Annotated in this window: 23 protein-coding genes; 20 read left to right on the top strand and 3 right to left on the bottom strand. The window is 46.3% G+C overall.

Annotated elements, in window-relative coordinates; genetic code table 11:
• Window positions 1-370: 370 nt before the first annotated feature.
• The 6 genes from VF399_02880 to VF399_02855 all read left to right on the top strand — a co-directional run bounded on the left by VF399_02880 (window position 371) and on the right by VF399_02855 (window position 5,346).
• The gene (locus VF399_02880) at window positions 371-874 is read left to right on the top strand and encodes a transcriptional repressor (protein HEX7319287.1); all 504 of its coding nucleotides are present in this window, start codon (window positions 371-373) and stop codon (window positions 872-874) included.
• Between the two features lie 99 nt (window positions 875-973).
• Complete coding sequence (locus VF399_02875) at window positions 974-2,176, top strand: aminotransferase class V-fold PLP-dependent enzyme (protein HEX7319286.1); 1,203 nt, start codon at window positions 974-976, stop codon at window positions 2,174-2,176.
• A gap of 159 nt (window positions 2,177-2,335) precedes the next feature.
• Window positions 2,336-3,505, top strand: a complete 1,170-nt coding sequence (locus VF399_02870) for an aminotransferase class I/II-fold pyridoxal phosphate-dependent enzyme (protein ID HEX7319285.1) — start codon at window positions 2,336-2,338, stop codon at window positions 3,503-3,505.
• Between the two features lie 8 nt (window positions 3,506-3,513).
• Complete coding sequence (locus tag VF399_02865; GenBank protein ID HEX7319284.1) at window positions 3,514-4,431, top strand: M23 family metallopeptidase; 918 nt, start codon at window positions 3,514-3,516, stop codon at window positions 4,429-4,431.
• 2 nt (window positions 4,432-4,433) lie between these two features.
• Window positions 4,434-4,793 carry a ferritin family protein gene (locus VF399_02860; GenBank protein HEX7319283.1) on the top strand — a complete coding sequence of 120 codons (360 nt, stop codon included), beginning with the start codon at window positions 4,434-4,436 and terminating at the stop codon, window positions 4,791-4,793.
• Window positions 4,794-5,043: 250 nt separating this feature from the next.
• Window positions 5,044-5,346, top strand: coding sequence for a ferredoxin-thioredoxin reductase catalytic domain-containing protein (locus VF399_02855; GenBank protein ID HEX7319282.1), 303 nt, complete (start codon window positions 5,044-5,046; stop codon window positions 5,344-5,346).
• 5 nt (window positions 5,347-5,351) lie between these two features.
• Here VF399_02855 and VF399_02850 read toward each other — a convergent pair whose 3' ends face one another.
• Window positions 5,352-5,828, bottom strand: coding sequence for a DUF192 domain-containing protein (locus tag VF399_02850; GenBank protein HEX7319281.1), 477 nt, complete (start codon window positions 5,826-5,828; stop codon window positions 5,352-5,354).
• 258 nt (window positions 5,829-6,086) lie between these two features.
• On the opposite strand from VF399_02850, the gene VF399_02845 reads away from it, so the two are divergent.
• Genes VF399_02845 through VF399_02835 form a run of 3 tightly spaced genes read left to right on the top strand, consistent with a single transcriptional unit; the run spans window position 6,087 to window position 8,528 of the window.
• Window positions 6,087-6,542 carry a transcriptional repressor gene (locus VF399_02845; protein ID HEX7319280.1) on the top strand — a complete coding sequence of 152 codons (456 nt, stop codon included), beginning with the start codon at window positions 6,087-6,089 and terminating at the stop codon, window positions 6,540-6,542.
• Window positions 6,543-6,794, top strand: a complete 252-nt coding sequence (locus VF399_02840; protein ID HEX7319279.1) for a FeoA family protein — start codon at window positions 6,543-6,545, stop codon at window positions 6,792-6,794. It begins immediately after the preceding gene.
• An 18-nt stretch (window positions 6,795-6,812) separates the two neighbouring features.
• Window positions 6,813-8,528 carry a ferrous iron transporter B gene (locus tag VF399_02835; protein ID HEX7319278.1) on the top strand — a complete coding sequence of 572 codons (1,716 nt, stop codon included), beginning with the start codon at window positions 6,813-6,815 and terminating at the stop codon, window positions 8,526-8,528.
• Here VF399_02835 and VF399_02830 read toward each other — a convergent pair.
• On the bottom strand, window positions 8,521-9,048 hold the full coding sequence (locus VF399_02830) for a DUF6125 family protein (protein HEX7319277.1): 528 nt from the start codon (window positions 9,046-9,048) through the stop codon (window positions 8,521-8,523). The genes VF399_02835 and VF399_02830 overlap by 8 nt on opposite strands.
• 126 nt (window positions 9,049-9,174) lie before the next feature.
• On the opposite strand from VF399_02830, the gene VF399_02825 reads away from it, so the two are divergent.
• The 11 genes from VF399_02825 (at window position 9,175) to VF399_02775 (ending at window position 20,455) form a co-directional block, all read left to right on the top strand.
• Window positions 9,175-9,648: a DUF134 domain-containing protein gene (locus VF399_02825; GenBank protein ID HEX7319276.1), complete on the top strand. Its 474-nt coding sequence runs from the start codon at window positions 9,175-9,177 to the stop codon at window positions 9,646-9,648.
• Window positions 9,649-9,652: 4 nt separating this feature from the next.
• The gene (locus VF399_02820; protein ID HEX7319275.1) at window positions 9,653-10,042 is read left to right on the top strand and encodes a NifB/NifX family molybdenum-iron cluster-binding protein; all 390 of its coding nucleotides are present in this window, start codon (window positions 9,653-9,655) and stop codon (window positions 10,040-10,042) included.
• A gap of 334 nt (window positions 10,043-10,376) precedes the next feature.
• Window positions 10,377-11,219, top strand: coding sequence for an Mrp/NBP35 family ATP-binding protein (locus tag VF399_02815; protein HEX7319274.1), 843 nt, complete (start codon window positions 10,377-10,379; stop codon window positions 11,217-11,219).
• 1 nt (window position 11,220) lies between these two features.
• On the top strand, window positions 11,221-12,306 hold the full coding sequence (gene hisC, locus VF399_02810; protein HEX7319273.1) for a histidinol-phosphate transaminase: 1,086 nt from the start codon (window positions 11,221-11,223) through the stop codon (window positions 12,304-12,306).
• Window positions 12,307-12,341: 35 nt separating this feature from the next.
• Window positions 12,342-12,884 carry an arginine decarboxylase, pyruvoyl-dependent gene (locus tag VF399_02805; GenBank protein ID HEX7319272.1) on the top strand — a complete coding sequence of 181 codons (543 nt, stop codon included), beginning with the start codon at window positions 12,342-12,344 and terminating at the stop codon, window positions 12,882-12,884.
• A 1,003-nt stretch (window positions 12,885-13,887) separates the two neighbouring features.
• A complete protein-coding gene (locus tag VF399_02800) occupies window positions 13,888-15,120 on the top strand; it encodes an aminotransferase class I/II-fold pyridoxal phosphate-dependent enzyme (protein HEX7319271.1) in 1,233 nt (410 codons plus the stop codon).
• A gap of 347 nt (window positions 15,121-15,467) precedes the next feature.
• Complete coding sequence (locus tag VF399_02795; GenBank protein ID HEX7319270.1) at window positions 15,468-16,709, top strand: peptidoglycan DD-metalloendopeptidase family protein; 1,242 nt, start codon at window positions 15,468-15,470, stop codon at window positions 16,707-16,709.
• Between the two features lie 106 nt (window positions 16,710-16,815).
• Window positions 16,816-17,142, top strand: coding sequence for a ferredoxin-thioredoxin reductase catalytic domain-containing protein (locus tag VF399_02790; protein ID HEX7319269.1), 327 nt, complete (start codon window positions 16,816-16,818; stop codon window positions 17,140-17,142).
• Window positions 17,143-17,151: 9 nt separating this feature from the next.
• Window positions 17,152-18,123 (top strand): selenide, water dikinase SelD, encoded by a 972-nt coding sequence (gene selD / locus VF399_02785; protein ID HEX7319268.1) that lies wholly within the window; start codon window positions 17,152-17,154, stop codon window positions 18,121-18,123.
• A 36-nt stretch (window positions 18,124-18,159) separates the two neighbouring features.
• Window positions 18,160-18,606, top strand: a complete 447-nt coding sequence (locus VF399_02780; GenBank protein HEX7319267.1) for a CGGC domain-containing protein — start codon at window positions 18,160-18,162, stop codon at window positions 18,604-18,606.
• Between the two features lie 1,222 nt (window positions 18,607-19,828).
• Window positions 19,829-20,455 (top strand): hypothetical protein, encoded by a 627-nt coding sequence (locus tag VF399_02775; protein HEX7319266.1) that lies wholly within the window; start codon window positions 19,829-19,831, stop codon window positions 20,453-20,455.
• A 307-nt stretch (window positions 20,456-20,762) separates the two neighbouring features.
• Here the strand turns inward: VF399_02775 and VF399_02770 are convergent, their stop codons facing one another.
• Window positions 20,763-25,745 (bottom strand): tetratricopeptide repeat protein, encoded by a 4,983-nt coding sequence (locus tag VF399_02770; GenBank protein ID HEX7319265.1) that lies wholly within the window; start codon window positions 25,743-25,745, stop codon window positions 20,763-20,765.
• Window positions 25,746-25,764 lie beyond the last annotated feature (19 nt).

Below are 25,764 nucleotides of genomic sequence, written 5' to 3'. Positions count from 1 at the left end.
GTCCCTAAGAACGAGGGGAAGCAATCTCATCTGTCTCCCTGTCATTACGAGTTCCGCTTAAGCGGGACGAAGCAATCTCAACTTTTTATTTCACATTATATTTATTATAGGGCTGCTGTACATTTCAGTCGCAACATGGCACACTATAGTCCCGCATCATTGTTTGTATTAGCGGCCAAAGCGGGGAATATGGCTCAAAATATCAAAGACCAAAGCGTTAAAACTAACGATATTGAAACAGAGAACCTTTCTCGGGTATGTGTTTTTAGATTTTGAATTGATTAATAAATGTGCTTTTGGTTTTATATGACATAAAATGTGAACGGTCTTGACACTCCGCATCTTATGTTTATAATGGAATAGGTCAAAAATGGTTGCATTATCAACAGTTGCCAAGAAAGAAAATATGCTAAAAAAGAAATATAAATTATGGTCATATTGGCGCCATAAGTTCAATGGTCATGGCTATAGAATGACTGTACCCCGTGAGGCGATCTTGGATGTGTTGCACAGCACAACTGAGCACTTAAGCGCGGAAGACATTTATTTTATTGTGCATAAAGTTTATCCGAATATCGGATTAACCACAATATATCGCACCCTTGAATTGCTGGTCCGAATGGGATTGGTTTTTAAATTTGACTTTGGCGATGACCGTGCTCGTTATGAGTTGTCGGAAGGTCCAAAGGGTCAACAGCATCATCATCATCTTGTCTGTAAACGTTGTGGCCGAGTGATAGATTATACGGATTTTATCGAGGACGAACTCGAGCTGGTAAAACGGACTGAAAGAGGACTTTCACAGAAATTTGGTTTCAAGATCACAAATCATGTAATTCAATTTTGCGGATTATGTGCCGATTGTCAGAAATAAAAATTTTTTTTATTAATGAAAATGATTATCATTACTATTAGGATAACTTAATCATGAAAATTATCTTTCCCGCTGAAAAAAGGAGGTAACGTGAGTAAAATGAAAAAAATTACAAGAGCCACCAAAGAATTCAGGCGAACTTCTTTCGTCTATCTTGATAATGCATCAACTACTTTTCCCAAGCCGGATTGCGTTTACAAATTCATGAATGCCTTTTATCGACAATATGGAGTCAATCCCGGCCGGGCAAAAGGTTATGCTTATCAACAGGCGGAGACGATACTTGAGAGAACACGCGATAAACTAACGCGGTTCTTTCATTCCGAGAACCGCAATCGGTTGATTTTTACATACAATGCAACTGATTCGCTCAATATGATAATCAATGGTATTCTGAAAAATGGCGATCACGTCATAACAACTGCGCTGGAGCATAATGCGGTTATTCGGCCATTGAATCACCTGGCGTTAAGGATGCATATCAATGTAGATTGGATCGGATTCGATAAAAAAGGATTTATCGATCCTGCTGATATAAAGAAAAAAATCAAAAAGAATACGAAACTGGTCATCGTCAATCATTGCTCTAATGTAATCGGCTCAATTCAACCGATAAAGGATATCGGCGAAATATGCACAAAAGCAGGCGTGATTTTCGCGCTTGATGCCGCGCAGACGGCTGGTGTTGTGCCCATCGATATGGAAAAATCGCATATTGACGTCGTGGCGTTTACAGGACACAAATCGTTGTTGGGTCCAATGGGCATCGGCGGCATGCAAATCCGGGATGGAGTGAAAATAGAAGCGGTTCGTTTCGGCGGTACAGGAATACTTTCCCAGGAAAGATATCAACCAGAAAAGTTTCCGTATTATCTGGAGTGCGGCACGATAAATATGGTTGGAGTGGCGGGTCTTTTTGCAGCGCATGATTATATTTTCGAAAAAGGAATAGAAAACATATATAAACACGAAATGAAACTCGCAAAAATGCTGTGCAATGAACTCCGGAAGATCGACAATGTCGTTCTTTATAATGAACCGGTTATGGGAAAGCACACTGCCATAATCTCATTCCGAATAAAGGGACTTGACGTGGATAAAACAGGTGCTATGCTTGAAACCAGATACGGCATTTACTCGCGGACGGGTTTGCATTGTGCCCCTCTTGTTCATGACAACATCGGCACGATGCCAGACGGTACTGTTCGGCTGTCGATCGGACCATTCAACACCGCCGTGGAAATCCAAAGAACAATACAAGCGATAAGTGAAATAGCAGAAAACGCCGTTGGTAAATCATGATGATATATTTTTTTTCATAAGTGATAATGGTTTTCATTAACATCGTAACGATTTCTCTTTCCTACCGACTGCATGCAAGGTCATTAATTTCGCGTGCACGGGCAACCAGCGTTTTAAGGGCACTGGATCCAAGCACATTTCAATGGTTGAGGAGGTTCTATGCGGGTTGAAACGATAATCGTTCACGGGGAACAGCATCCCGACAAAATTACGGGCGCCATTTCACCGCCTATATATCAAACATCAACTTTTGCTTTCAAGAGTGCCGAGCACGGCGCTGATCTTTTCCAAAATGAAGAAGCGGGATATATCTACACCCGGCTTCGAAATCCGACCACCGACCTTCTTGCTCGGCAGATTGCCCTTCTGGAATCAGCCGAAGCCGGACTTATATTTGCTTCGGGCCTCGCCGCTATTTTCGCGACGATAATAACCTGTGTTAAAAGTAATGAGCATATCATTTGTGACAATACAATTTACGGTGGAACATACGCTCAATTCAAGATTGTCCTGCCGCGGTTGGGCATTCATACAACTTTTATTGATGCAGCGCAAAATGGGGAGATAGAAAGATCAATAAAACCCAATACCAGGCTGATTTTCTTTGAGACCCCGGCAAATCCAACATTGAAAATTATTGACATTGAACGATGTGCAGAAATTGCAAAAAAACACCAAATATACTTGTGTGTAGATAATACCTTTGCAACGCCATATCTGCAAAGGCCCATACAATTCGGTGCTGACGTAGTTGTTCACTCGGCAACGAAGTATTTTGGCGGACATGGTGATATAATCGGCGGCGCAGTTGTCGGTAAAAACGACTTCATTGTAAGGATGCAGTCAGAATTCGCAAAACATACCGGCGCAACAATGTCGCCTTTCAACGCTTGGCTGGTTTTACGTGGATTGAAGACGCTTGCCGTGAGAATGGACAGGCACTGTTTAAATGCGATGGAAATTGCCGATTTCCTCGCGGCTCACCCTAAAGTTGAAAGAGTTTATTATCCCGGTCTGCCCGGGCACCCCGGCTATGAAATGGCTAAGAAACAGATGACAAACTTCGGAGGTATGATCGGTTTTGATCTTAAGAATGGCATTGAAGCAGGTAAAAAATTAATGAATTCGGTCAGACTGTGCATCCTTGCTGTTAGTCTCGGTGATATTGATACATTGATCGAACACCCGGCTTCAATGACACACGTGGCATACACTGAAGAAGAGTTAATGAGAATCGGTATCAAACCAGGTTTCGTCAGGTTGTCAGTTGGACTTGAGAACATAAACGACTTGATTGATGATTTGAAACAGGCGCTGGATAAAATATAAAAGGGATAATGGAAAAAATCAACTTAGTGTTGATATCCAGAAAGAGGAATTGGACACGCCGCCTTTCTCTGCCATGGATACTACCATATTTTATTGCTACACTCTTTTTGATTCTCACTACCTTTACGATAGCCTTATTTTGTTATCGCGCATGTACTACGGCTGCCAAGACAAACCTTGCCAGACTTGAAGATGAACACTTATTCTTGTTGGCGAAATCGGATTCACTATCTCACTTAGTTCAAGCTGCAAATCAGCAACTGGAAACACAAATTGCCAGAGATTATCGCGAGCGCACCTATCTGGAAATGGCCAATATACACCCCGATGTGTGGTCTATGGGAATAGGCGGCAGCACCAGTGATTTCTCAGATAAAAATTTGTCGAGTCAGACGCAAAAAATGTTGGATGATATCCACGATGCTCTTAATATCCTATGTGGTCAATGCAATCTCAGAGGAAAGAGTCTTGGTGAAATAAAACGCAAAATCGATGACAACCTGAATTGCTATGCACATATGCCTTCAGTAAATCCTTTACCTGGGCGTATTCTTGGCTCGCCCTTTGGTTACCGGGTTGATCCGTTCACCAAAGAAATCCGCATGCATTGGGGCGTTGATATCGGTGCTCCGACCGGAACACAAATTTATGCAACAGCTGATGGCATAGTTATCTTTACGGGATGGAATCAGGGTTTTGGATTGTCGGTTGAAATTGACCATGGTTATGGATATGTAACCCGCTATGCTCATTGTCAAAGTATTTTGGTGAAATTAGGTGATATAATAAAGCGGGGACAGATAATTGCCACTGTCGGCTCAACAGGCCGTGCAACCTGTTCGCACTTGCATTATGAAGTACACGTCTCAGGCATCAGAGTAAATCCATCTAATTACATCAATCTGTCCGATATGATTTATGATTGATTTTGTTAAAAAAGCTCTGGGTGTCTTTTGAACATATTAAGGACGAAATGTTTGAGAAGGAGGTAAAAATGCCATTCCAAATTCCTTCAAAATGGGATAAATTGCACAAAGAGGAATTAGACAAAGAAATCATCAGGGCTGGTACTAATGCGGAGTCGGATGCGATAAATCTCTATGAACAATTGTCAACGCTCACCACGAACGAGCACATTAGGAAGATTCTCCTTGACCTGGCGAGAGACGCAAAGGCGCATGCCGAAGTGCTCAAAACATTGCTTTTAGAATGCGACTCTGAACAGCGTGAAGAAAAAATAAAAGAGAACAAAATCCTTGAAACAAAATTGAAATGGAATATGTATTGACACATGGTGCACCATGCAAAAAACAAGTTGCCATGTTGACATTAAAAATTATTCGCATATGATTGCCTTGAATATGAGAGAACTCATTACCTTTTGGGGAAATAACAAATGACTCTCCGGGTTTTTCGACCCGGTCGGGTCTCTTTAGAAAATCATCACCAGTTATTCAATCTACGCAATTTACATTTAATACATTCCAAAAATTCCTGTTTAGTTCCTGATTTTCTAAAACTAAAAAAAGGGAGGCAACATGGCTAATGAGTGGGATGACGTTGTCGGCATGACAGAATACGATGAAAATCTAAAAAGAATCGAAGGTATTGCTAATAGCAAAGGATACAGGCTGAACCAGAATAATGAGCGGGTTAAAAAAGTTGTGGGACTAATGACCATGAATTATCAGGAGCATGGGAAATACTTCTGTCCCTGCAAGCAGAGTGATCCACTGGATGAGGTTAATGACGTCCTCTGCCCGTGCCCCGCGCTCGATGAAGAGGTAAAAAAGGACGGCCATTGTTACTGCAAACTGTTTTTTCGGGTAAAAAAGCACTGACGTTTTTATTTGACTTTAACATACCCGATCCCATCGCCGGTTTTAATCCGGCGGCGGGCGCAAAACCAGGCATTTACTTCGACCACGTACTGGGCTGGTTTATCCGACGGTATCGGCATTTCATCCAAAGGAGTTGTGTTCTGCCGAATTGTGATGATTTCATATCTCTTATTGACAAACACAATATCTAGAGGTATATACGTGTTCTTCATCCAGAACGACAACGGACTTTCCTCTCCGAAAACAAATAGCATGCCATCGCCGTCTGGCATTGAATAGCGCCACATGAGTCCCCGGGTTCTTTCTTCCTCGTTATCGGCGATTTCAATATCGATCACGATCAATGTATCGTTTGTGTCCTTTTTGATAAACGCGAGCCGGCCTTCTTTCTTGAATGGAACTTCGTACCGCTTATCCGAAGCAGGTGCCCGCTCGGATTTTTTGCAGGCTGCGTTGAGCACCCACCATGCGAGGAAACACAATGTGCATACAACCGTATGATCAATTATCTTATTCGGGACTAATATTGTTTTTTGCCTTATTTCTTGCCTCATTGATCTCATCGTGTCTCAGGAATATTATAGGGTTTTATTCATATTAGTCAATCCGGATGGAGAAAAATTACTTCGCGGTCTCGCATAATGAGCATAAATCGGAACGCGCCGATTGCGGAGAGATTGACAGCCGGTAACAATGGTTCTTGACATTTGCGGCTCTTTAAGTATAATATAATAATGAAAATGCAAATCAAAATCAAAAAGCAAAATGGACTGGACGAGTACCAGAAATATAAAAAAGAACAAAAGCTGAAAGCTTCTAAAAAAAGAACATCCATCGTTAATTATTTTCTTAAGGAGGACCGGCATTTTACGGCCGAGGAACTCTATAACGAAATCAAAAAAATCAATCCCCAGATCAGCTATGCGACTGTTTATCGCGCGTTGAAATTACTTGCCAATATGGGTTTGGCGCATATCTGCCAATTTAAAGGCAAAGAGACAAGATTTGAACCCAGACACAAAGCCGAGCATCACGACCACCTGATCTGTTTGAGGTGCGGGCAAATAATAGAATTTTCTCAAGATGAGATAGAAAAATTGCAAAAACAGGTTGCGGCGAAGCATGGGTTTAAAGTAGAATCGCATAAATTGGAATTGTACGGGCTTTGTAAGAAGTGCTCTTCAAAGGAGAGGTAAATGAACAAGATCGATTTAACAGTAATGCAACCGGGCCAAAAGGGAAAAGTTATTGAAATCCAGGGCGGCAGGGGAATGGCCATGAAACTGGAGGCACTGGAGATCCGTCCCGGAGTAGAAATAACCAAAGTGAGTACGCAGATTATGCACGGACCGGTGATCGTAGGCGTTGGCAAAGCCCAGGTTGCGATAGGTTTTGGCATAGCCCGCCGGATTATTGTCAAACCTGCAGACAATGATCGTAGCCAATAGCAATAATAAATTAATGACATGAAAAAGATCTTGCTAATGGGTAATCCCAACGTGGGTAAGAGTGTCGTTTTTTCAAGGCTTACCGGCGTCGGGGTCATATCGTCGAATTATCCGGGAACCACGGTAGAATTCGTGTCGGGCAGCATGAAGGTCGGCGACCAGAAGGTTGATGTGGTTGATGTGCCGGGAACATACAGCCTGGAGCCGACCAATCCGGCCGAAAAGGTCGCGCTGGAGCTGCTTAACGATGCGGTCGGCGACAAGGGCGTTGTTGTGGTAAATGTTTTGGATGCCACGAATCTGGAGAGAAATCTGAACTTGACGCTCCAGCTCCTGAAAAAAGATATCCTGTTGATCGTTGTGCTTAACCTCTGGGATGAAACAAAACACACTGGTATCACTATTAATATCGGTAAGCTCGAGGCGATCCTCGGCATTCCGGTCGTACCCACGGTCGCGGTTACGGGTGAAAGAATAAAGGAATTGATCGGGAGGCTGAACGAAGCTAAAAAAAGTATTTATGAATACGAAGATGCCGAAAAATGGCACGAGGTTGGGAAAATCATAGAGCAGGTCCAGACCGTGAGGCACCGGCATCACACGTTCTGGGAGATGTTGGGCGACCTGACCATAAAACCGGTGACCGGGATCATGATTGCCCTCGTTATCCTCGCGGCTACATTTTATGTTATCAGGCTTATCGGTGAAGGACTGATCAACATTCTGCTCGATCCCTTGTTCAACAACCTTTATTTACCTTTTATCGCAAGGATTGTGAGTTTGATACCGGTGCCGTTTATCCGTGCCCTGCTTCTGGGAACAACTCCGAATGTTCTGGAATCATTCGGGCTTTTGACAACCGCTCTCTATATTCCGCTGGTTGTTGTGCTTCCCTATCTTTTCGGCTTCTATTTAGTATTGAGTTTCCTGGAGGATTGGGGCTATCTCCCCCGGTTGGCCGTCCTTCTGGACAGCATTTTTCATCGGCTGGGACTGCACGGTTATTCCGCTATCCCCATCATATTAGGTCTTGGATGCAAAGTCCCGGCGATGCTCGCCACGAGGATCCTGGAAACCAGACGGGAGAAGGTGATAGCCGTCGCTCTGATTATGATGAGTGCGCCCTGCATGCCCCAGACCGCTATGATCGTAAGCCTGGTCATGCCCCATGGCGCCGGATACGTGGCATTAATCTTTGGTATCCTCATCGTCATCGCGGCCCTAACGGGCTTTTTCCTGAATAAGCTGCTCAGGGGCGAGACGCCCGAGCTGTTCGTCGAAATCCCGCCTTATCGTATTCCGAGACTTTCGATTCTTTTCAGGAAGGTCTGGCTGCGGTTGAGTACATTTTTCATCGAAGCGATACCGCTGATCATACTGGGTGTCTTTTTCATTGGAATCTTAGAACAGCTCAAGGTGATCAATGCGTTATCGGTGATATTGGGCGCGCCACTTGAGTACATCCTCGGACTGCCGCCGCAGACGGCGCTGGTTATGATATCCGGTTTTTTGCGCAAAGATGTCTCCATCGCATTGTTGGCGCCTTATAACCTCGGGCCTGAACAGCTCGTTATCGCCTGCATTTTTTTGGTGCTCTACCTTCCTTGTTGCGCGACCTTCTTCACCATGGCGAGGGAACTTGGGTGGCGTGATGCGTTAAGAATACTGTTGATCCTGCTCGGCTCCGGTTTCCTGGTTGGTGGAATCCTAAATTTGATCTTTAAAATTATTTAACTGCAGTAAATTCCCAGCAGCAATAGAATTCTCCCGGATGGGGATCCGGCGGGCACGCGATACAGCGTGTTTCTATGCGCGGGTCAATAGTTTTTGCAAAATGGCAATATTCAATCATGCCTACGGGTTTACATGGAAAGTCAGGCAGGTTTTTCCTTCTGCGCGCTTCTTGTACGCGACAATTCATCATGCGGAAAAGGCATCGGTTATCTGAAACTTCAGTTATTGCTTGTACATTTACAAACGCATAAAGTCGAAATTTTAATGCCTGATGCAATGCCGGGATTCCGCCGCCGGGTTTGATGTTCAGGCGTTTCATGATTCTCCGGGCTTCGATCTGAGTGAACTCTTTCCAGGCATTGCCATCAAGTTCGATCGCCGTCTCCAAACCGCATTTTTTTTCAACCGCTTGAAACCACAGTCCGTCGTGGGCAAGCCAGTTTCTCGCGGCATCTTCCAGTAATTCCAGCAGTTGTTTTTTATCAAGGTCTTTTGGTTCAATAAATTTTTTTTGGTCCATAGCGGTATTTTAACCAAGAAGTGTACGGAATCAATGGTTGATGTTTATTGCTGATATAATTTACTCCCTTGACAATTATGAGCATATGCCTATAATATATAGGCTATGGTAAGGAGTATCGAATAGATGGCGAGACCGCAATGCTGCCGACAAATCGGGTCTGAACCCAGGTGCTGTTATTTTAAACCCCGTGGTGTACCCCTGGTCATGCTTGAAGTCGAAATATTGACTTTGGATGAATTCGAGGCTGTGAGGCTTGCCGACCTTGAGGGTCTTTACCAGGAACAGGCGGCAGAAAAAATGAAGGTGTCGCGTCAGACTTTCGGCAGAATCATTGAGTCGGCGCACAGAAAGGTGGCTGCTGCCTTGGTCAAAGGCAAGGCATTAAGGATTGAAGGAGGTAATATACAAATGAATGCCATGTTAAAAACAGGTATGGGTTCATGCGGATTCTGTTTATGTCCAAAGTGCGGCGAAAAGATACCGCATAAACCAGGAATGCCGTGCCGGGAAGAAAAATGTCCAAAATGCGGAGTAAGAATGATAAGAGAAGGTTCTTACCATCACCAGTTAGTTGAGAAAAAAAAGAAAGGAGATTGAATTTATGAAGATTGCCATTGCATCTGATGACGGGAAAACTATTTCTTCACATTTCGGTCGAACCCGAGGTTTTGTGATTTTTGAGATCGAAGGCATGGAGATCAAGAAACAGGAGTATCGCGACAATACTTTTACGGGTCATGCCCGGGGTCTCGAAGGCTCAAACCATAGCTTTGACCGCCACGCCCCCATTCTTGAGGCCCTTAGCGATTGCGGGGTTGTCATATCGCACGGTATGGGTAGACGGATCTATGACGATCTCAGCAACGCAAAGATCGAAGCATTTATTACAGAGATAGAAGACGTTGAAAATGCGCTGAAACTCTTCCTGAACGGCAATCTGGTGAACCGACCGGAACTCGGTTGCTCTCACAACGAGCCGGAGGTAAAGTAAGGTCCCTTGGTCCCCTATTAATTGTTCATCTAATGAAGGCTTGAGCCAAGGAGATATATATGAGACCAGCGCGATAACGCAAAGTCCATATGCCTATTTATGAATACCAATGCAAACACTGTAATGCGATAAACGAATTTCTTATTGGCATAGGACAGGGTGACATAGCAATTAAATGCCAGTATTGTGGCAGTAAAGAATTGAATAGGATACTTTCTAAAAGTAATGTTGCCGTGGGCGGACGTGCGATCGGATCACAACAAGGTAAGACTTGTTGCGGTCGGGATGATCGCTGCGAAAAGCCGCCCTGTTCTGGTGATGGGAAGTGCAGAAGATGAGTAGTGATAAAGAAAATGACCTGAAACGCCTGGAAGCGATGTTAGCCAAGAATATGGCGCAAATCTTGGCGAAGATACTGGTTTTATCCAACAAGGGCGGGGTCGGCAAAAGTTTTGTGGCTATCAATATAGCGGCTTGTCTGAGCCGCCGGGGAGCAAAAGTGGGGTTGCTTGATGCGGATATCCATGGCCCTTCGGTCGCAAAAATGCTCGGTTTTGAAGGCAAAGAGCTGCAGATGGATACTGAGGGAATGGTTCCGTTTCAAATTAATCCTAATCTTGTTGCCTTTTCCATGGCTTCCCTGCTTCAGAATACCGATATGCCGGTAATCTGGCGGGGACCGATGAAAATGGGCGTTTTGAGGCAGTTCCTTGCCGAAGTAAACTGGGGTAAACTTGACTATTTGATCATTGATTCGCCCCCGGGCACGGGTGATGAGCCGCTTTCCATATGCCAGATGATAAATAAGCTGACCGGCGCGATCATCGTTACCACACCTCAGGATATTGCCCTGCTTGATTCACGCAAATGCGTCCGGTTTCTCCAGCAGCTTTCCGTTCCAGTCCTTGGCATGTTGGAAAACATGAGCGGTTTGAGCTGTCCTAACTGTGGCACCAAAATCGATCTCTTTAAGTCCGGCGGGGGCGAGAAAGCCGCCAGGGAAATGGGTGTGCCATTTTTAGGACAAGTCCCTTTAGACCCGCGGATCGTCGAGACCACTGATAATGGTAGACCATTTGTCGAAATGTATCCGGATGCCGAAGCGGCAAAGATCCTGGAAAGGATATGCCGCTCAATAGACGAAAGAATAAGGCCTATTAAAGATAAAGAGAAATAATATGATTGAAGCGAGAGATTTAGTCAAGAGAATAAGACCTTACAAACCGGGCAAGCCCATAGAGGAAGTGATTCGGGAGCTGAACCTGAAAGGAGATGTGATTAAACTCGCCTCCAATGAAAATCCGCTGGGTACATCTCCGCTGGCGATCAAAGCCATGCAAAAGGCGATAAATGAATGCTTTCTTTACCCGGATGACAACTGTTGTAAATTAAGGAATGTCTTGGCCCGGAGATTCCAGGTTGACCCGGAAGCGACCATTATTGGCAACGGTTCGGTTGAAATTCTGCTGCTCGCTGCTTTAGCCTACCTTGATCCGGCCGACAGCGCGATCACGAGCGAGGGGGCATTCATCTGGTTTAAGATTGCCGTCAGTATTGCCGGTGCCCGATTAATTGAAGTGCCGATGAAGCATTATACCCATGATTTAAAAAGCATGCTTATGGCCGTAAAAAAGGATACAAAACTGATCTATATTGACAATCCCAATAATCCTACCGGCACGATGGTCACCAAGGCCGAAGTTAATGATTTTTTCAGGCAACTGCCGTCAGATGTGCTGGTGATCATGGATGAAGCCTATTATGAGTACATATCCGACCCGGATTATCCAAGCTCATTCAATTATTTCCGCGCCGGGAAGGATATGCTGATCCTGCGGACCTTTTCCAAGATCTACGGGCTGGCTGGCGCTCGACTGGGTTATGGATTTGCGAAAAGAGAAATAATTTCAAATCTGATGAAATTGAGGATTTCTTTCAATGTCAACAGAATTTCCCAGGCCGCGGGAATCGCCGCGCTTGAGGATTTTGATCATGTGAAACAAGGACAAGAAGTAAACGAGGCAGGCAAAGAATTTCTTTTCGATGTTTACAAAAGACTGGGACTTTTTTATCTGCCGACTTATGGGAACTTCATCTTCGTCGATTTCGATAAAAACAGTCAAATTGTCTTTGAAGAATTGCAAAAAAGGGGTATCATTACCCGCCCGATTAAAGAATACGGTTTTCCCAATGCCCTGCGGATTACGGTCGGCACCGAGAGTCAGAACCGCCGGTTGATCGATGCCCTTAAAAAGATTATTTGAGAAGTGTATGATAGATATGAAAACGGAGCGTAATCATTATACCTAAAAGAATTTTTCTGACGAAAGGCGCCGGCCGGCACAAGGAGAAGCTAGCCAGTTTCGAGGCCGCTCTCCGTGACGCCGGTACCGCCCCTTTTAATATCGTTCGCGTATCGAGCATCCTGCCGCCGGGAGCAAAAATCCTTTCCCGGTTCAAAGGTCTTCAATATCTCTCGCCGGGCGAGATCGTCTACGCGGTTATTGCCGAATGCAGCACCAATGAACCATACCGGCTGATCGCCGCGTCAATCGGAGTCGCGGTTCCCGCGGAGCGGTCCCAGTACGGTTATCTTTCCGAATACCACTCTTATGGCGAGACCGAAACAAATTCCGGAGATAAAGCCGAAGATCTGGCGGCGCAAATGCTTGCCACGACTCTGGGCGTGCCGTTTGAACCGGATGTCAGTTATGATGAAAGAAAGGAAATCTGGAAAATTTCCACTAAAATCGTGAAAACCATGAACATCAGCCAGACCGCGATCGGCGAGAAGTACGGTCTTTGGACCACCGTTCTTGCGGCTGCGGTTCTGGTGCCGTAATTCGTATAGCGGGAAGCCTATGGGGGGACACCTATGAGCAATGAAAAACGCGGCCCGGTTTCGATTCCCGATTCGCATAAAGAATGCATTATGTGTGGATCCAACAATGAATTATCATTTCACTTGAAATTCAATTTGGATGAAACAGGAAACGTCACCACGATTTTTTAAGGGAACCGTAATCTGCAAGGGTATAAAGGACTAATGCATGGAGGAATCATCAGCTCTTTATTAGATTGCGCGATGACATATTGCCTGTTCAGCCGTAATGTTGAAGCCCGAACCGCAGAACTTGTTGTCCGATTCATAAAACCGGTGCCCTGTGATTCATCTTTGTTCATTAAAGCTTGGGTTATATCTGCCGGCTATTCTTTATATAAGTTGAAAGCAGAATTGTCATCAAACGGCGAACTTCTCGCAAGAGCAGAGAGCAAGTTTATTGAAAGAAAAAACAATATTAGGGGGTCCCGTGGTAACAGTGCCTAATGGATTTTGTGTCTGTCCGAAACGTGGCTTTAAGCAATCGCATGAAGCAGGGGTGCCATGCCGAGAAGAAAAATGTCCCCAGTGCGGGTCAAAGATGGTCCGAGAATGCTCTTACCATCATCAGTTAATAGAAGAAAAAAAGAAAGGAGTCTGAAATGTATGGATATGGAAGAAGCTGGAACAGATGTCGGTGGCCAGAAACGATCATCCCATCGGGATATACATATGTCGGGCCATGTCGCTGTAGCACTGGCCCGCATGCATTCTATCAAGACCGAAACGGCAGACTTGTCCATGGACGCAGTCTGCACCACGGAATAATTCCGCCGGAACCCACGGCCGAGGATTTGAAGGCGGAACTCGAGGCTTTGACCAAAGAGAAGCAAGAATTGCAAAAACGCATGGAAGAACTGGAGAAAAAGGATGTATAAAGAATATAAAGAAGACGAAGTTTACCGGCAGGATTACAAAAAACCATCAGAGATGGGGGAAGACAAAGGATATGTCCTAAACAAGCTTGCCATTGCATCTGATCAGGGGAAGCCTTTTTCTTCCCATCTTTGCCGAACCCGAGGCGATAATGCGTATTGAGACCGATATCGTTCATGGTGGTCAGCACCCGGATAAATCAACCGGTGCGATCTCGCCGCCCATCTATCAGACATCAACTTTTGCCTTCCGCGATGCCGATCACGGGGCGCGTTTGTTTAAAAATGAAGAAGAAGGATATATCTATACAAGGATCAGCAACCCCACGATTGACATTCTGGCAGGCAAAATTGCGCGGTTGGAGTCAGCCGAGTCCGGTTTGGTATTCTCTTCTGGTCTTGCCGCAATCTTAGCCACGATCATAACTTGCGCGGGCTGCAATGATTACATCATCTCGGACAATACAATTTACGGCGGCACATTTGCTTTATTCAACACAATCCTGCCCCGCCTGGGCATTCAGGTTACTATTGTTGATGCGACGAAAATTGATGAATTAAACAAAGCAATAAAACCGAACACCCGAATGATATTTATTGAGACGCCGGTCAATCCTACGCTCAAAATTATCGATATTGCACGGTGCTCTGAAATCGCCCGAAGCCGTAATATCCCGGTATGTGTGGACAATACTTTTGCGACCCCATATCTCCAGCGACCAATAGAACTTGGGGCCGACATCGTGGTCCATTCGGCAACCAAGTATTTGAGCGGGCACGGTGATATTGTCGGCGGCATGGTTGTCGGCAAGGGGGATTTTATCGCGAGAATGCAGGCCGAGACTGCTAAAGAAATGGGTGCAACGGCATCGCCTTTCAATGCCTGGCTGATTTTAAGAGGATTGAAAACACTCGCCGTGCGGATGACCCGTCATTGCGAAAACGCAAAAAGAATTGTTCAGTTTCTCACAAGCCAGCCCAGGGTTGAAAAAGTATATTACCCTGGTTTGCCAGATCATCCCGGACACGGGACCGCCAGGAAACAGATGAGTGATTTCGGCGGCATGATTGGTTTTGATATGAAGGGCGGGAAAGAAGCGGGGAAGGTTCTCATGAATTCAGTCAAATTGTGCATCCTCGCGGTGAGTCTCGGAGATGTCGATACTTTGATCGAGCATCCTGCCTCAATGACCCATTCGAACTATTCTGAAAACGATTTACAGAAATGCGGAATCAGTCCGGGTTTTGTGCGCTTGTCAGTTGGCATTGAAAATGTCCAAGATATTATATTTGATTTACAGCAGGCTCTTGAAAAGATCTGAACCAGTAATTGAAAATTTGTTTGATGTTATGGTAGATCGTGCTAAAAGAGGAGATTATTGTTTAGTGAGATACAATATAAGGGTTAAATAAAGGGAATTCAGATGCCGATTTATGAATACCGGTGCGCACTCTATGCTGCGATTAACGAATTCCTAGTCGGCATGGAACAAGGCGATGCAGAGATTAAATGCCAATATTGTGGCAGCAAGGAATTGAACCGGATATTTTCAAAGAGCCACGTCCCGCTGAGCACAAAGGCAGGTGGCTTAAATAAAGACAAGACCTGCTGCGGCAAAAATGAGCGGTGCGGAAAACCACCCTGTGCTGATGATAGGAAGTGCATAAGATGAGACCCCTTCTTCTTACTCGGTTTGCTGAATTTCTTTTGTTATTGTCGCTTCTCATTTTAGGCTGTTCCAGAAGAAAAGAAGATAAAGTCACCGGAAAAATTCATCAGCCGGTTGTCACGACTGAGTTTGTACAGATCAAGAGAAATGATCACCTTCAGGCAGCTCTCTTCCGCACGAGCCTTGATCGTTCACTTGCCCTGCAAATTATCGATGAATTAAAAATATCCCAATTTCCCTTTCGGTACTGCCGTCCCGCTGATTCGGTCTATATCGTGCGGATTAATGGTGAGTTTTCAAAATTTTGCTATACAATGAGTCCGAAAGAAAAATATATTGTCGAGAAAGATTCCCAGGGATTAATCTGCTACATGCATTCCCCCTATATCGAACGGCACATGGTTATTATTTGGGGTAAGATCAATTCTTCGCTCTACGAGACGATGCTGAAGATGGGCGAAACACCAGAACTGGTTTACAATTTTGCCGACATTTTTGCCCGGGAGATAGATTTTTCCACTGAGACCCAGAATGGGGATAGCTTTGAAATCTTAGTTGAGAAAGAAATTGTCGATTCGAATTCGGTAAGCTATCCGAAGATATTTTATGTTCGCTATCAGGGTTATGTCGGTGATTACGCGGGCATCTATTTCGACGATCCTGAAGGTTATGATGATTTTTACAGCTTGAAAGGCGAATCTTTAAGGAAATCGCTGCTTAAGTCGCCGCTCCGTTACAGCCGGATAAGCTCCTATTTTTCTAACCGCCGTTTTCATCCGATCCTGCGTATCTGGCGTCCTCACCATGGTCTTGATTATGTTGCACCGATCGGCACTCCGGTATCTTCGATCGGCGATGGAAAGATCACCTATGCGGGTTGGAAAGGGGGATACGGCAACCTGGTTGAGATTAAGCATCCGAATAATTATTTGACGCGGTATGGTCATCTTTCAAAAATTGCCCCAGGCATAAAGGTAGGTAAATATGTCAAAATGGGTGATTTGATCGCCTATTCGGGGAATACCGGTCTAAGCACCGGTCCCCATCTCCATTTTGAGCTTCATATCAACAATGTGCCCGTCAATCCTTTAAGCATAAAGATACCCAGAGCACCCTCAGTTAAGAAAGAATATAAACAACTCTTCGAGAATGAAAAACAGAAAATACTTGGAATGGCCATAGATTTGAAAAAGTTCAGCAGCGGCAAAGGTTCAGATAAAGATACGTCGCTCGATAGATGAAAGGCTGAGATCGAATTGAAAAACCAAATCATTATCTTTAATTGTGTTTGTTGTCAGTTTGGAACACCCAAACTTATTGCCGACACGGAAAATTTAAGGAGAAAAAATGTTTGAACATGATAATGATTGTCAAATGAACTATCAGCGGTTAAAAAAAATTGCCGAAAGGAAAGGATTTATAATAAATCCCAATCGGGATTGGGATGAACAGATAATCGGGCTCATGACCAATAACCTGAAAGAGCATGGCAAATATTATTGCCCCTGCAAACAACACCATCCGGTAGATCGAGAATGCGATGTCGTATGCCCCTGTCCGACCCTGGATGATGAGGTGGAGCAGGATGGTTATTGCCACTGTCGGCTCTTTTGCAAAAAAGACTATAAACGAGAGATATTCAATATTCTCGAGACCATTACCTGCCCGGGTTGAGCGTCAAAGATGTCGGCTGCGCAGTTGGCGCAAGCACTTTCCATTCTCCCCCGGAGCAAGGATAAAAATCTTCTGGTTGGCATTAATACTGCTGATGACGCAGGTGTCTATCGGATAAGTAAGAATTCCGCAGTTGTCTTTACTGTTGATATGCTCACCCCCGTTATCTCGGATCCAAAAGTGTATGGTATGATTGTGGCCGCGAATTCTATTTCTGACATCTACGCGATGGGCGGGGATCCAAAACTCGGTCTAAATATCATCGGTTTTCCAGGGGACGGCGATCCTGAAATATTAGGGCAAATTCTGCTTGGTGGCGAAGAAAGGGCACAAGAAGCAGGAGTCACTATCCTTGGCGGGCATACCTTTGTTGCCAACGAGATTAGATATGGGCTCGCGGTTTTTGGCTATATTCACCCGGATAGAATAATCACCAATACTGGAGCCCAACCGGGGGATGTGGTTGTACTCACCAAACCAATCGGTACCGGGACCATCATTCAATCGGTTATCGAAAAAAAAGACCAAGGGATTGATTTACAGCAGGTTGTTGAAGCAATGACTACTTTGAACCGTGATGCCTCGCTTGCCATGAGGCAGGCAGGAACTCACGCTGCCACCGATATTACTGGCTATGGATTGGCGGGCCATTTGGTAGAGATGGCGCAGGCGAGCAGGGTGGGCATTGAACTGCGGCTTTCTCAAATACCTGTGCACAAAGGAGTTCTGGAAGTTTTGAAAAAAGGAGTTGAGGAACCAGGCATTTCCATGAACCTTGGTTCTTTTTCAAATAACGTGCGGAGAAAAGATAAAAATTCTCTGCTTGGCAAGCTCATCTTCAGTTCTGAAACATCGGGTGGATTGGCAGTCGTATTGCCTGAGGATAAACTGGGGTTTTTCTGGGAAAGGTATCCGAACTTATCGCCGGTAATTGGCAGGGTAACCAAAAAAAATCCGGGGAGAATTACGGTCATACCGTGACCATTGGTATCTGCAATATATGAACAAGGAGCTGCGATGAAAGAAAAAGTGAAGATCGGCATAATAATTTGTGACCGTTATCGAACCTGCGCCGGAGGAAAATGCTTTCGTGCCGCCAGAAACAGAGAGGGTGCTTTCGGCCGGTACCAGAAGCAGAATTTAGAAATCGTGGGGTACGCGACCTGCAATGGTTGCCCCGGAGGCAATATTGAATACGCGCCTGAAGAAATGAAGAAAAACGGAGCCAGCGTCATCCATTTCGCGACGGGCATGGTTGTTGGTTACCCGCCGTGCCCGTACATCACCCAATTGCGCGATTTCATCAAGAATAAATACGGAATTGAAGTTGTCGTTGGAACTCACCCGATTCCTCAAAAATATTACATTATGCATACTGCACTTAAAACCTGGGATTCTCCGGAATGGGAGGCTTTGATTCAACCGATCGTGACCGATGAAATAACCCGCCGCGCGTATGATTGATTATCTCCTTCGTGTTGATTTTATCGTTACGCGTTAACACCGAGTAATAATGTTTAATAACCGAAAAGCATCATGAAAAGAAATGTAAAGATCTTATTGTACCAGCGTCATAAGAAAATTCGATGGGACGATACCGATGAGGCCACTGTCAACGTGCTCGACAAATGGCCGGATTTGAAACTGTGTATGGAATTGCATTATAAGACCAGTCCGGAAATGAAGCAGTACAATCACACTATAAGGGAGCCCGTTAAATTTGGGTTTAGCGAAGGATTCATTAAATCAGTAAACAGATACTGCACAACAAAAACCTTGAGATTTAAATTGATAGATTCTATGATGAAAATAGTACACCGGATACCCTGCAGCGGTTTGCGTGATGCGCCGATCAAGGAAAGTCCCGGTCTATGGCATTTCTACATATCGGTTTCTTGGCGGGTATTTTATACCAAGAAAGATGATTATATAATATTTGAAGAATTGTGCCCTCATAAAAAAGCACAGTATTACAGATGGCCTTAGATATGTTTTTTAATTCGGTCGATGAGGGACATCATTTGGAGTAGTCACGAATTGCGTTGACAGAGGATACTTGTTGCAATAAGTTTCTTACGGCACTCAAGTCATCTGTTCGACAATATTGTCGCCTGGATTAAAAAATTATTTCCAGTACTAATTTCCCTTATTTTTCCAATTCTCAAGGATGTTATAGCTAGTTGTGTTTCAGACAACATGGTACACTATAGTCCCGTTTCCTTATATGTTTCTATGATTATAAAAAAAACGGGGAATCCGGAATAGACTTGTCAGCGCGCCTGAATCTCACGATATTTCATGGTGTTTTAGGCTTAAAACCGACCAAAATAACACAAAAAATCACTCACTCGCAGTTCATTTTTAGTAACATCTTGAAATCACGTAAGATAGTGCATCAAAACCAACCATAACCGGCCTGTCCGCTATATGTTCGTAAAATCAAAACATATAAAGAATATAGGGGTGTCTGACTAGTAGCAGCGGTCCAGCTTCAATAATATGCAACATTTATTATAACGGCAAAATACATTCAGAAAGTGCTGGGCACTTTTTTTGTGCAAGACCACCACATTTTGCTGCATATATAAGTACAAAGTCATTGTTTCACGATACTTTTCCCTGGCACGGTCTTTGCATAATATAATGGTATGAGATCATACAAGTCAAAAGGAAACAAGGAGGAAAAATGACAGGTCTTTGCATTGCTTTCTTGATCGGGCAAATGTGGTGCCCATTTCCGTTCCCCATTGGCGAGATCCATAATGCTATAGAGTGTGTTCCCAAAGAATCAGACGATGAGACCCTGCTTCATAGTCCCTTATCAATCGGTCTTTATGGCGGCCCTATTATCATGTTCAGCGAACTGAACGATGATTTTGCCTGTTTAGTCGGCGGCAAGGGCGGCCTGATGTTCAATCATATGTTTGTCATCGGCGGAGGCGGTTATGGCCTGGTAAATGAGATCGAGGCTCCGCCTATTTATCCGTCGCCTGACCTCCTTCTTGATTTTGGTTATGGCGGCGTTTTCTTTGAGTTTGTCCTGGGTTCGCACAAACTAGTGCATCTGTCGATGAATGCCCTTATCGGCGGTGGCGGCGCCCAATACCGGACGCCCTACTATGATTACTGGGATGACGATGCCTTTTTCGTGTTCGAACCCGGTGCTGACCTGGAATTGAATGTCAGTCACCACTTCCGGATCGGTTTTGGCGGTACGTACCGGCTGATCCAGGGCATTAGTCTCGCCGGTCTTTCTGATCAGGACATGAGCGGGCCCAGTGGTGCGCTGACCTTCAAATTCGGTCACTTTTGATTCTTCTTTGTTCCTCCCTCCTTCCTACCCCGCTGGATGCATCAAATGCATCCAGCGGGTTCTTATCACCCTTTACCCTTTTAAGGGAGCCTTCGATGCATTGCCAGGAATTAAGCCGTAAGGCTTTTATTTAAAACTCTTACGAGTTAACTCCTTTTTTGCAAGGCTAAAGCCTCGCGTCGCGGGATCATGACCTTGCCCTACATCTCTTTTTCCACGGTTTACGGTTTAGGATTGACGGTTCGCGGTTCTTGCATCCCTTCATCCCATCTATTTTCTCCCCTGCTTCTCTGCATCTCTTCATTGTTTATCTCCAGTTTCCGATCAGGATGAACGGCGCCCAGTAAAATGGATGGGCATATTCCGGCGTCGCCAGGAGCTCCAGCTGCGCGTCCCGCAGCGCGCCTAATTTATCATCTTTTTTTCTTTTAAGCCTGGTGTAGAACGATATCACGAGCCGGCTGGTTGAAACATCGCTGACCTGCCAGAGCGTGGCGATAAGCGTTGGCGGTCCGGCCATCGCGAACGCCTCGGCCAGGGAAATAAGCTCGGATCCGCTGGTGGCGCCTTTTTCCATGGCCGTTTGGCAGGCGGATAAAAAGACCAGATCGGTCCTTTCTCTTAAAGAAGTGTAACCGGCAACTTCCAGCAGGGTCAGCCGCTGTTCTTCCGAGTTATCGCCGGCGAATAGCAGGTATGATTCAAGAGGATTGTTCTGGATAAAACCGTGCGTCGCCAGGTGCACGATATTGTAGTTTTTTGCCTGTTCCAGAAATTTTTTCTTCGTCGCCTCGGACAGCGTCCAGATGATCGCGTCCTGTTTGAAAACCTCATCCTTGACCTCTTTCACTTCATCGGCAGCGCCCGGCAGACTGCCATCGGGATTGCCGATCGCCAGCAGGCTATTCATTTCCCCTCGTTCCTGTTTCAGCAGATCGGCAAACGTCGCCGATGTCGTGTATGACAACCGCTTCCACTGAATGACGTACTGATCATCGTCCCGCCGCAGCGCGTGGAATGGAAGATAGTACAGGATCCCGTAGGGCACGACCACGATATTTTCAAAAACGCTGACTTCCGGCTCGATCGGCTTGATCAAGTATCCGTACAGCTTGTGGGACGCGGCCTTCAGATCCTCGTCCATACCGGACTGCGGATCGCGCAGCAGGCCTAGATAAAAATCAACGGTCGCGTTGATGTCCGGCTCCGTGACATCGACCGACTTGGCGATGAACTGTTCTCGACCGATGCCGAAAATATAGAGCTTGTCGGACGATATAAAATACTCGAGCAGGATCGTGTTTGCCGGTATATCCTTCTGGACATCGCCCAGGGTCGTGGGATTGATAGTCAGTGCATCATACATCTTCCGGTTCTGGAATTTCAGTTTCAGCATCCATTGATTGAACTCGCCTTCGGTCGTGGCCAGGGTGCTGCTCAAGATCCGGATCTTGGTCTGGTCCTGTTCATTCGCCGGTTTTTGCCGTTCCTCGACCAACTTTTGTTCCAGCGTCTCCTTCTGCTTTTCCATCTTGTCGACGTTGGCAAGGGTTTCTTGAAGGTTGGAATCTTCAGCTTTGGGTTTGATATCGCCAAAAGCATCCTTGATGATCTTTGATTTACTCTCTTCGATGTATTTCAAGGCTTCGTCCGGCTTGCCGGCTCGTATCAGGATGTCGACCAGCCGTTTATACACGTCGATCTGCTTGTCCAGTTCAGAAAAACCCTTTTTCAACTGCTCGCTCTTGATCTTGTTCTTGATATTGGTCAGGGTCGCGGCCGCGTCCTTGTACATCTCGACCGCGGCTTCCAGGTCACCCCTTGCTTCGTGGGCGATGCCGGCATTTAGCTCATACTTCCATTTTTCCCGCCTTACGCCGATCGTGTCCGCCAGGGCGATCGACCGCTTGAAGCACTCCAGAGCCTTGTCATAGTCCTTCAGCCCCAGGTAGGTCTCCCCGTACTCGTTCAGCCCCTGCATTTCCTGATAGGATGCGTTCTTACTCCTGACGATCTCGAGGCTCTGCTCGTGAAAGGGCATGGCTTCAGTGTACATCTTTCTCCGGGAAAAGGTCACGCCGATATTGGCGATCGCCACCCCTTCGCCCAGGATATAACCGGTGGCCTTCGACAGATCCCTGGAACGGACAAAGAAATCGTAAGCCTTTTCGTAATCCTTGACGATCTCGAGATAGACCAGGCCGATCGTGTTCAGGGCATTCGCGCGGTCGGTCCTGCTGCCGATCGCGGTCGCGGCATCGAGGTAATAATGGAGGTAACGGATCGCGTTCAAAGTGTCACCTAGGTCCTCGTAGATGTTCCCGATACCGCTGTAGGCGCTCATCTCCCGCCATTTATCGTTATATTTTTGCGCGATCTTGAGAGCTTTTTTCTGGTATTCCAATGCATTGGCGAAATCGCCGTCATCCTGGTACGCCCAACCCAAGGTGCCCAGGGCATAACTCTCACCTGTGTAATTCATTGTCTTTACGTGGATATCGAGCGCCTTGGTGTAATACTCGATCATCTGGTCGAACTCACCGCCGCCGCCGGTGAGCGAACCTATGCTGATCAGGACATTGGCCTCGTTGGTGAGATCATTGTTGCGGTGGAAGATATCGCGCGCTTCTTTCTTGTACTCGAGCGCTTTATTGTAATCACCCATGTTCCAGTGATAATCGCCGACCGCCGATAGGTAATTGCCCTTGTTAGCCCGGTCGAAGATCAGCTCAGCGACCTTTCCGGCACGGTCGTAGTACTCCAGCGCCCTGTCGTGTTCGAAAAGATTGGCATGCGACCAGCCCAGTTTCAATAGCGCCCACATTTCGCCGAATATATCCCCGATGCTCTCGTAGACCTTGCAGGCACTGTCCGCGTACTCGATCGCTTTATCATACTCGGCGCGGTCATAGTAATCGCTGGCCGTGCTGTACAGCTCGTTCCCCTGCAGACCGGTACGGGCGATCGCTGACTTCTCGTACACTACCTGCGTATCGGCACCCATCTGCAGCGCCAGCTCGCAATCGGACAGCGCCTCATCGAAATATTCCCAGTAAAGATCGCTGTCCGCCAGTTTCAGGTAGGCGGCCGGATCATAAGGATCATTCTCCAGGGCGCTGGTACCTTCGTTGTGGAATATCCATGCCTTGATGTTCGGATATGGATGAAGCTTATACGAACGTTCAAAACAGTCCCGTGCTTTATCCAGCTGGCCGGATTCATTATAAGCAAAACCCAGATACGCCCAGGCCACCGCATCATCTCCCCTTTTCGCGATCACGGTATTCAATTCCGTGATCGCACGGCTGTAATCCTCCAGGTTGTACAGCGCCCGTCCGTACCTCAAACGGGTGTCGGCATCATCCGGGTCCGATGAAACCTTTTGTGATGTTTCCAGCAGGCATTCCAGGGCGACGAGGTCGTATCGGGCATCGGAGTATTCGATGTCGATCTCGAGGGCCTTGTGAAGGTAGATACGGGCCTTTTCATATTCCTGTCCCGCAACATATACGAGCGCGGCGTTGTAATTGGGATATTTGTATTCCTCGTCCATTTCGCTGGCCTTGAGAAAATATTCGATCGCCTGGTCGTACTTTTTTGTCTGTTTGTAGATCAAACCAAGGATATTATATGCCCACGCGTCCTGGGGATCTACCGTGATCCCTTTTTCCGCCCAGGAAACAGCAGTTTCATAGTCCTTTTTGGCCTTGTAGCAGTTGCTGAGGCTGATATAGGAATCGTAGGATCCAGAATTTATTTCCAGTATGCGCTCGTAGACGCCGATCGCGTCATCGTAGAACATCCCATCGTACATCGCGTCTGCCATTTCATCAAAGACGGTCTCCATGGCAGAGGTATCGCCGATCTCCTCGCACAGACCGAATGCTTCCTGCCAGAAACCCTTGGCCTCCTCAAATTTGCCCTTTTCCCAGTAGTCCGCAGCCCAGGTCTGCCGCTCCTGCGCTTTCCGCCGTTTTGCTGCCTTCTCGATCAGATCCTGGACGCGGTCTGAATGGGGCTGGATCGCCAGTGCCTTCTTATACTCGGAGATCGCGTCATCATAATTGTCCTCGGCATACTTTATATCACCGGTCATGATGTACGACTCCAGGGTGGATGCCGATCTGGACTGTTTTTCGCGCGCGTTCGAATAATTGAGCCATTTCAGGATGTTCTCATCCCTGGGCATGACTTTGTTCAGCTTCTCAAAGATCTTTCGCGCGTCTTTGTAAGCGCGCTGTGAAACCAGCACATAACCGACGTTCCTATCGATATCAAGACTGTCATAACCAAGGTTGCGTGCCCTGCGAAAATAGACCAGCGCGCTGTCAAACAGGTCTATGTCATAATAAGCCTTGCCCAATGCGAAACAGGTGGTGACATCACTCGGGTCGTTCTCGACGATCTTGCGGTCCTGGAGTATCGTGTTGAGCAGTTTCATGGATTTAACCGCGTCTGCATGGTCCGGCACCTGGCCGAGAACCCTTTTGTAGTAGCCGATCGCCGCATGGAAATCACTGCGCTGGGTCGCGTAATAGGCGCTGTCGAGCAGGGGCCCGATGACTTTCAATTTACGGTCACGCTCGGCGGTTTTGGTGCCCAGAAAGACCCACCACGGGTAGGTATTGGTAAGATACCAGTCAAAATTTATATAACGCCCCGGATAATACCGTACGTATTCAAGGTAGAGCTTGACATGCTCGGCGGTCGTTTTAAGCATGGCTTCCCGGACGGTCATGCCGTTGAATATCCCGCCCTGAACTTTGTCGCCGCCGTAATCAACGGCATCAGGATGAGATCTTATCTCTTCGGCCATCCGGTTGACAATGCTGTCAGTGTAAGTTGGATGGGGATCGCTGATGATACCGCCCAGAGTGAAAAAGGGGAGCGAATTGTCGTAATCCACGAAAGCAATATCCCATATCGCGATCTTTCCCAGATCGCTGTCGAGGACAAATGACGGAACCCGGACAAATAGCTCGCAGCAATCATTGACCAGGACACTGTCGCGGACGTCGGTAAGCTCGATCACCGCCGTATCCGGTCCGATGAAGGTGATCTCCCCGCTCGCCAGCAGGATATCCCATTCTACATCACCCTGATCATACCCCCGGTTAGGCCGGAAAGCGCATAAAGAATCCTTCAGGACACGGTCATTCGCGCCCTTGTTTATCACGACCTGGCGCCCGTCTTCCGAGACCGCAAGAACCCGACCCGTTATCAAATAAGGTTCATCCGGTCCGGCAAATGAAAGCACGGGGATAATGCACAAGGCCGCGATCATTAACATCCAATATCTCCGCGATCTC

The sequence above is a fragment of the bacterium genome (assembly GCA_036382775.1).
Taxonomy (GTDB): Bacteria; Hydrothermota; Tepidihabitantia; order SM23-42; family JAOAFX01; genus DASVHD01.
Note: the sequence above shows the minus strand (reverse complement) of the source record. Positions and strands in the feature narration are given on the sequence as shown.

Excerpts from the sequence above, each read along its gene's own strand:
- VF399_02770 (HEX7319265.1), bottom strand. The coding sequence starts at position 25,745 with ATGTTAATGATCGCGGCCTTGTGCATTATCCCCGTGCTTTCATTTGCC.
- VF399_02865 (HEX7319284.1), top strand. The coding sequence starts at position 3,514 with ATGGAAAAAATCAACTTAGTGTTGATATCCAGAAAGAGGAATTGGACA.
- VF399_02795 (HEX7319270.1), top strand. The coding sequence starts at position 15,468 with ATGAGACCCCTTCTTCTTACTCGGTTTGCTGAATTTCTTTTGTTATTG.
- VF399_02775 (HEX7319266.1), top strand. The coding sequence starts at position 19,829 with ATGACAGGTCTTTGCATTGCTTTCTTGATCGGGCAAATGTGGTGCCCA.
- VF399_02855 (HEX7319282.1), top strand. The coding sequence starts at position 5,044 with ATGGCTAATGAGTGGGATGACGTTGTCGGCATGACAGAATACGATGAA.
- VF399_02780 (HEX7319267.1), top strand. The coding sequence starts at position 18,160 with ATGAAAGAAAAAGTGAAGATCGGCATAATAATTTGTGACCGTTATCGA.
- VF399_02845 (HEX7319280.1), top strand. The coding sequence starts at position 6,087 with ATGCAAATCAAAATCAAAAAGCAAAATGGACTGGACGAGTACCAGAAA.
- VF399_02840 (HEX7319279.1), top strand. The coding sequence starts at position 6,543 with ATGAACAAGATCGATTTAACAGTAATGCAACCGGGCCAAAAGGGAAAA.
- VF399_02815 (HEX7319274.1), top strand. The coding sequence starts at position 10,377 with ATGAGTAGTGATAAAGAAAATGACCTGAAACGCCTGGAAGCGATGTTA.
- VF399_02835 (HEX7319278.1), top strand. The coding sequence starts at position 6,813 with ATGAAAAAGATCTTGCTAATGGGTAATCCCAACGTGGGTAAGAGTGTC.
- VF399_02880 (HEX7319287.1), top strand. The coding sequence starts at position 371 with ATGGTTGCATTATCAACAGTTGCCAAGAAAGAAAATATGCTAAAAAAG.
- VF399_02830 (HEX7319277.1), bottom strand. The coding sequence starts at position 9,048 with ATGGACCAAAAAAAATTTATTGAACCAAAAGACCTTGATAAAAAACAA.
- selD (HEX7319268.1), top strand. The coding sequence starts at position 17,152 with ATGTCGGCTGCGCAGTTGGCGCAAGCACTTTCCATTCTCCCCCGGAGC.
- hisC (HEX7319273.1), top strand. The coding sequence starts at position 11,221 with ATGATTGAAGCGAGAGATTTAGTCAAGAGAATAAGACCTTACAAACCG.
- VF399_02790 (HEX7319269.1), top strand. The coding sequence starts at position 16,816 with ATGTTTGAACATGATAATGATTGTCAAATGAACTATCAGCGGTTAAAA.
- VF399_02820 (HEX7319275.1), top strand. The coding sequence starts at position 9,653 with ATGAAGATTGCCATTGCATCTGATGACGGGAAAACTATTTCTTCACAT.
- VF399_02825 (HEX7319276.1), top strand. The coding sequence starts at position 9,175 with ATGGCGAGACCGCAATGCTGCCGACAAATCGGGTCTGAACCCAGGTGC.
- VF399_02875 (HEX7319286.1), top strand. The coding sequence starts at position 974 with ATGAAAAAAATTACAAGAGCCACCAAAGAATTCAGGCGAACTTCTTTC.
- VF399_02870 (HEX7319285.1), top strand. The coding sequence starts at position 2,336 with ATGCGGGTTGAAACGATAATCGTTCACGGGGAACAGCATCCCGACAAA.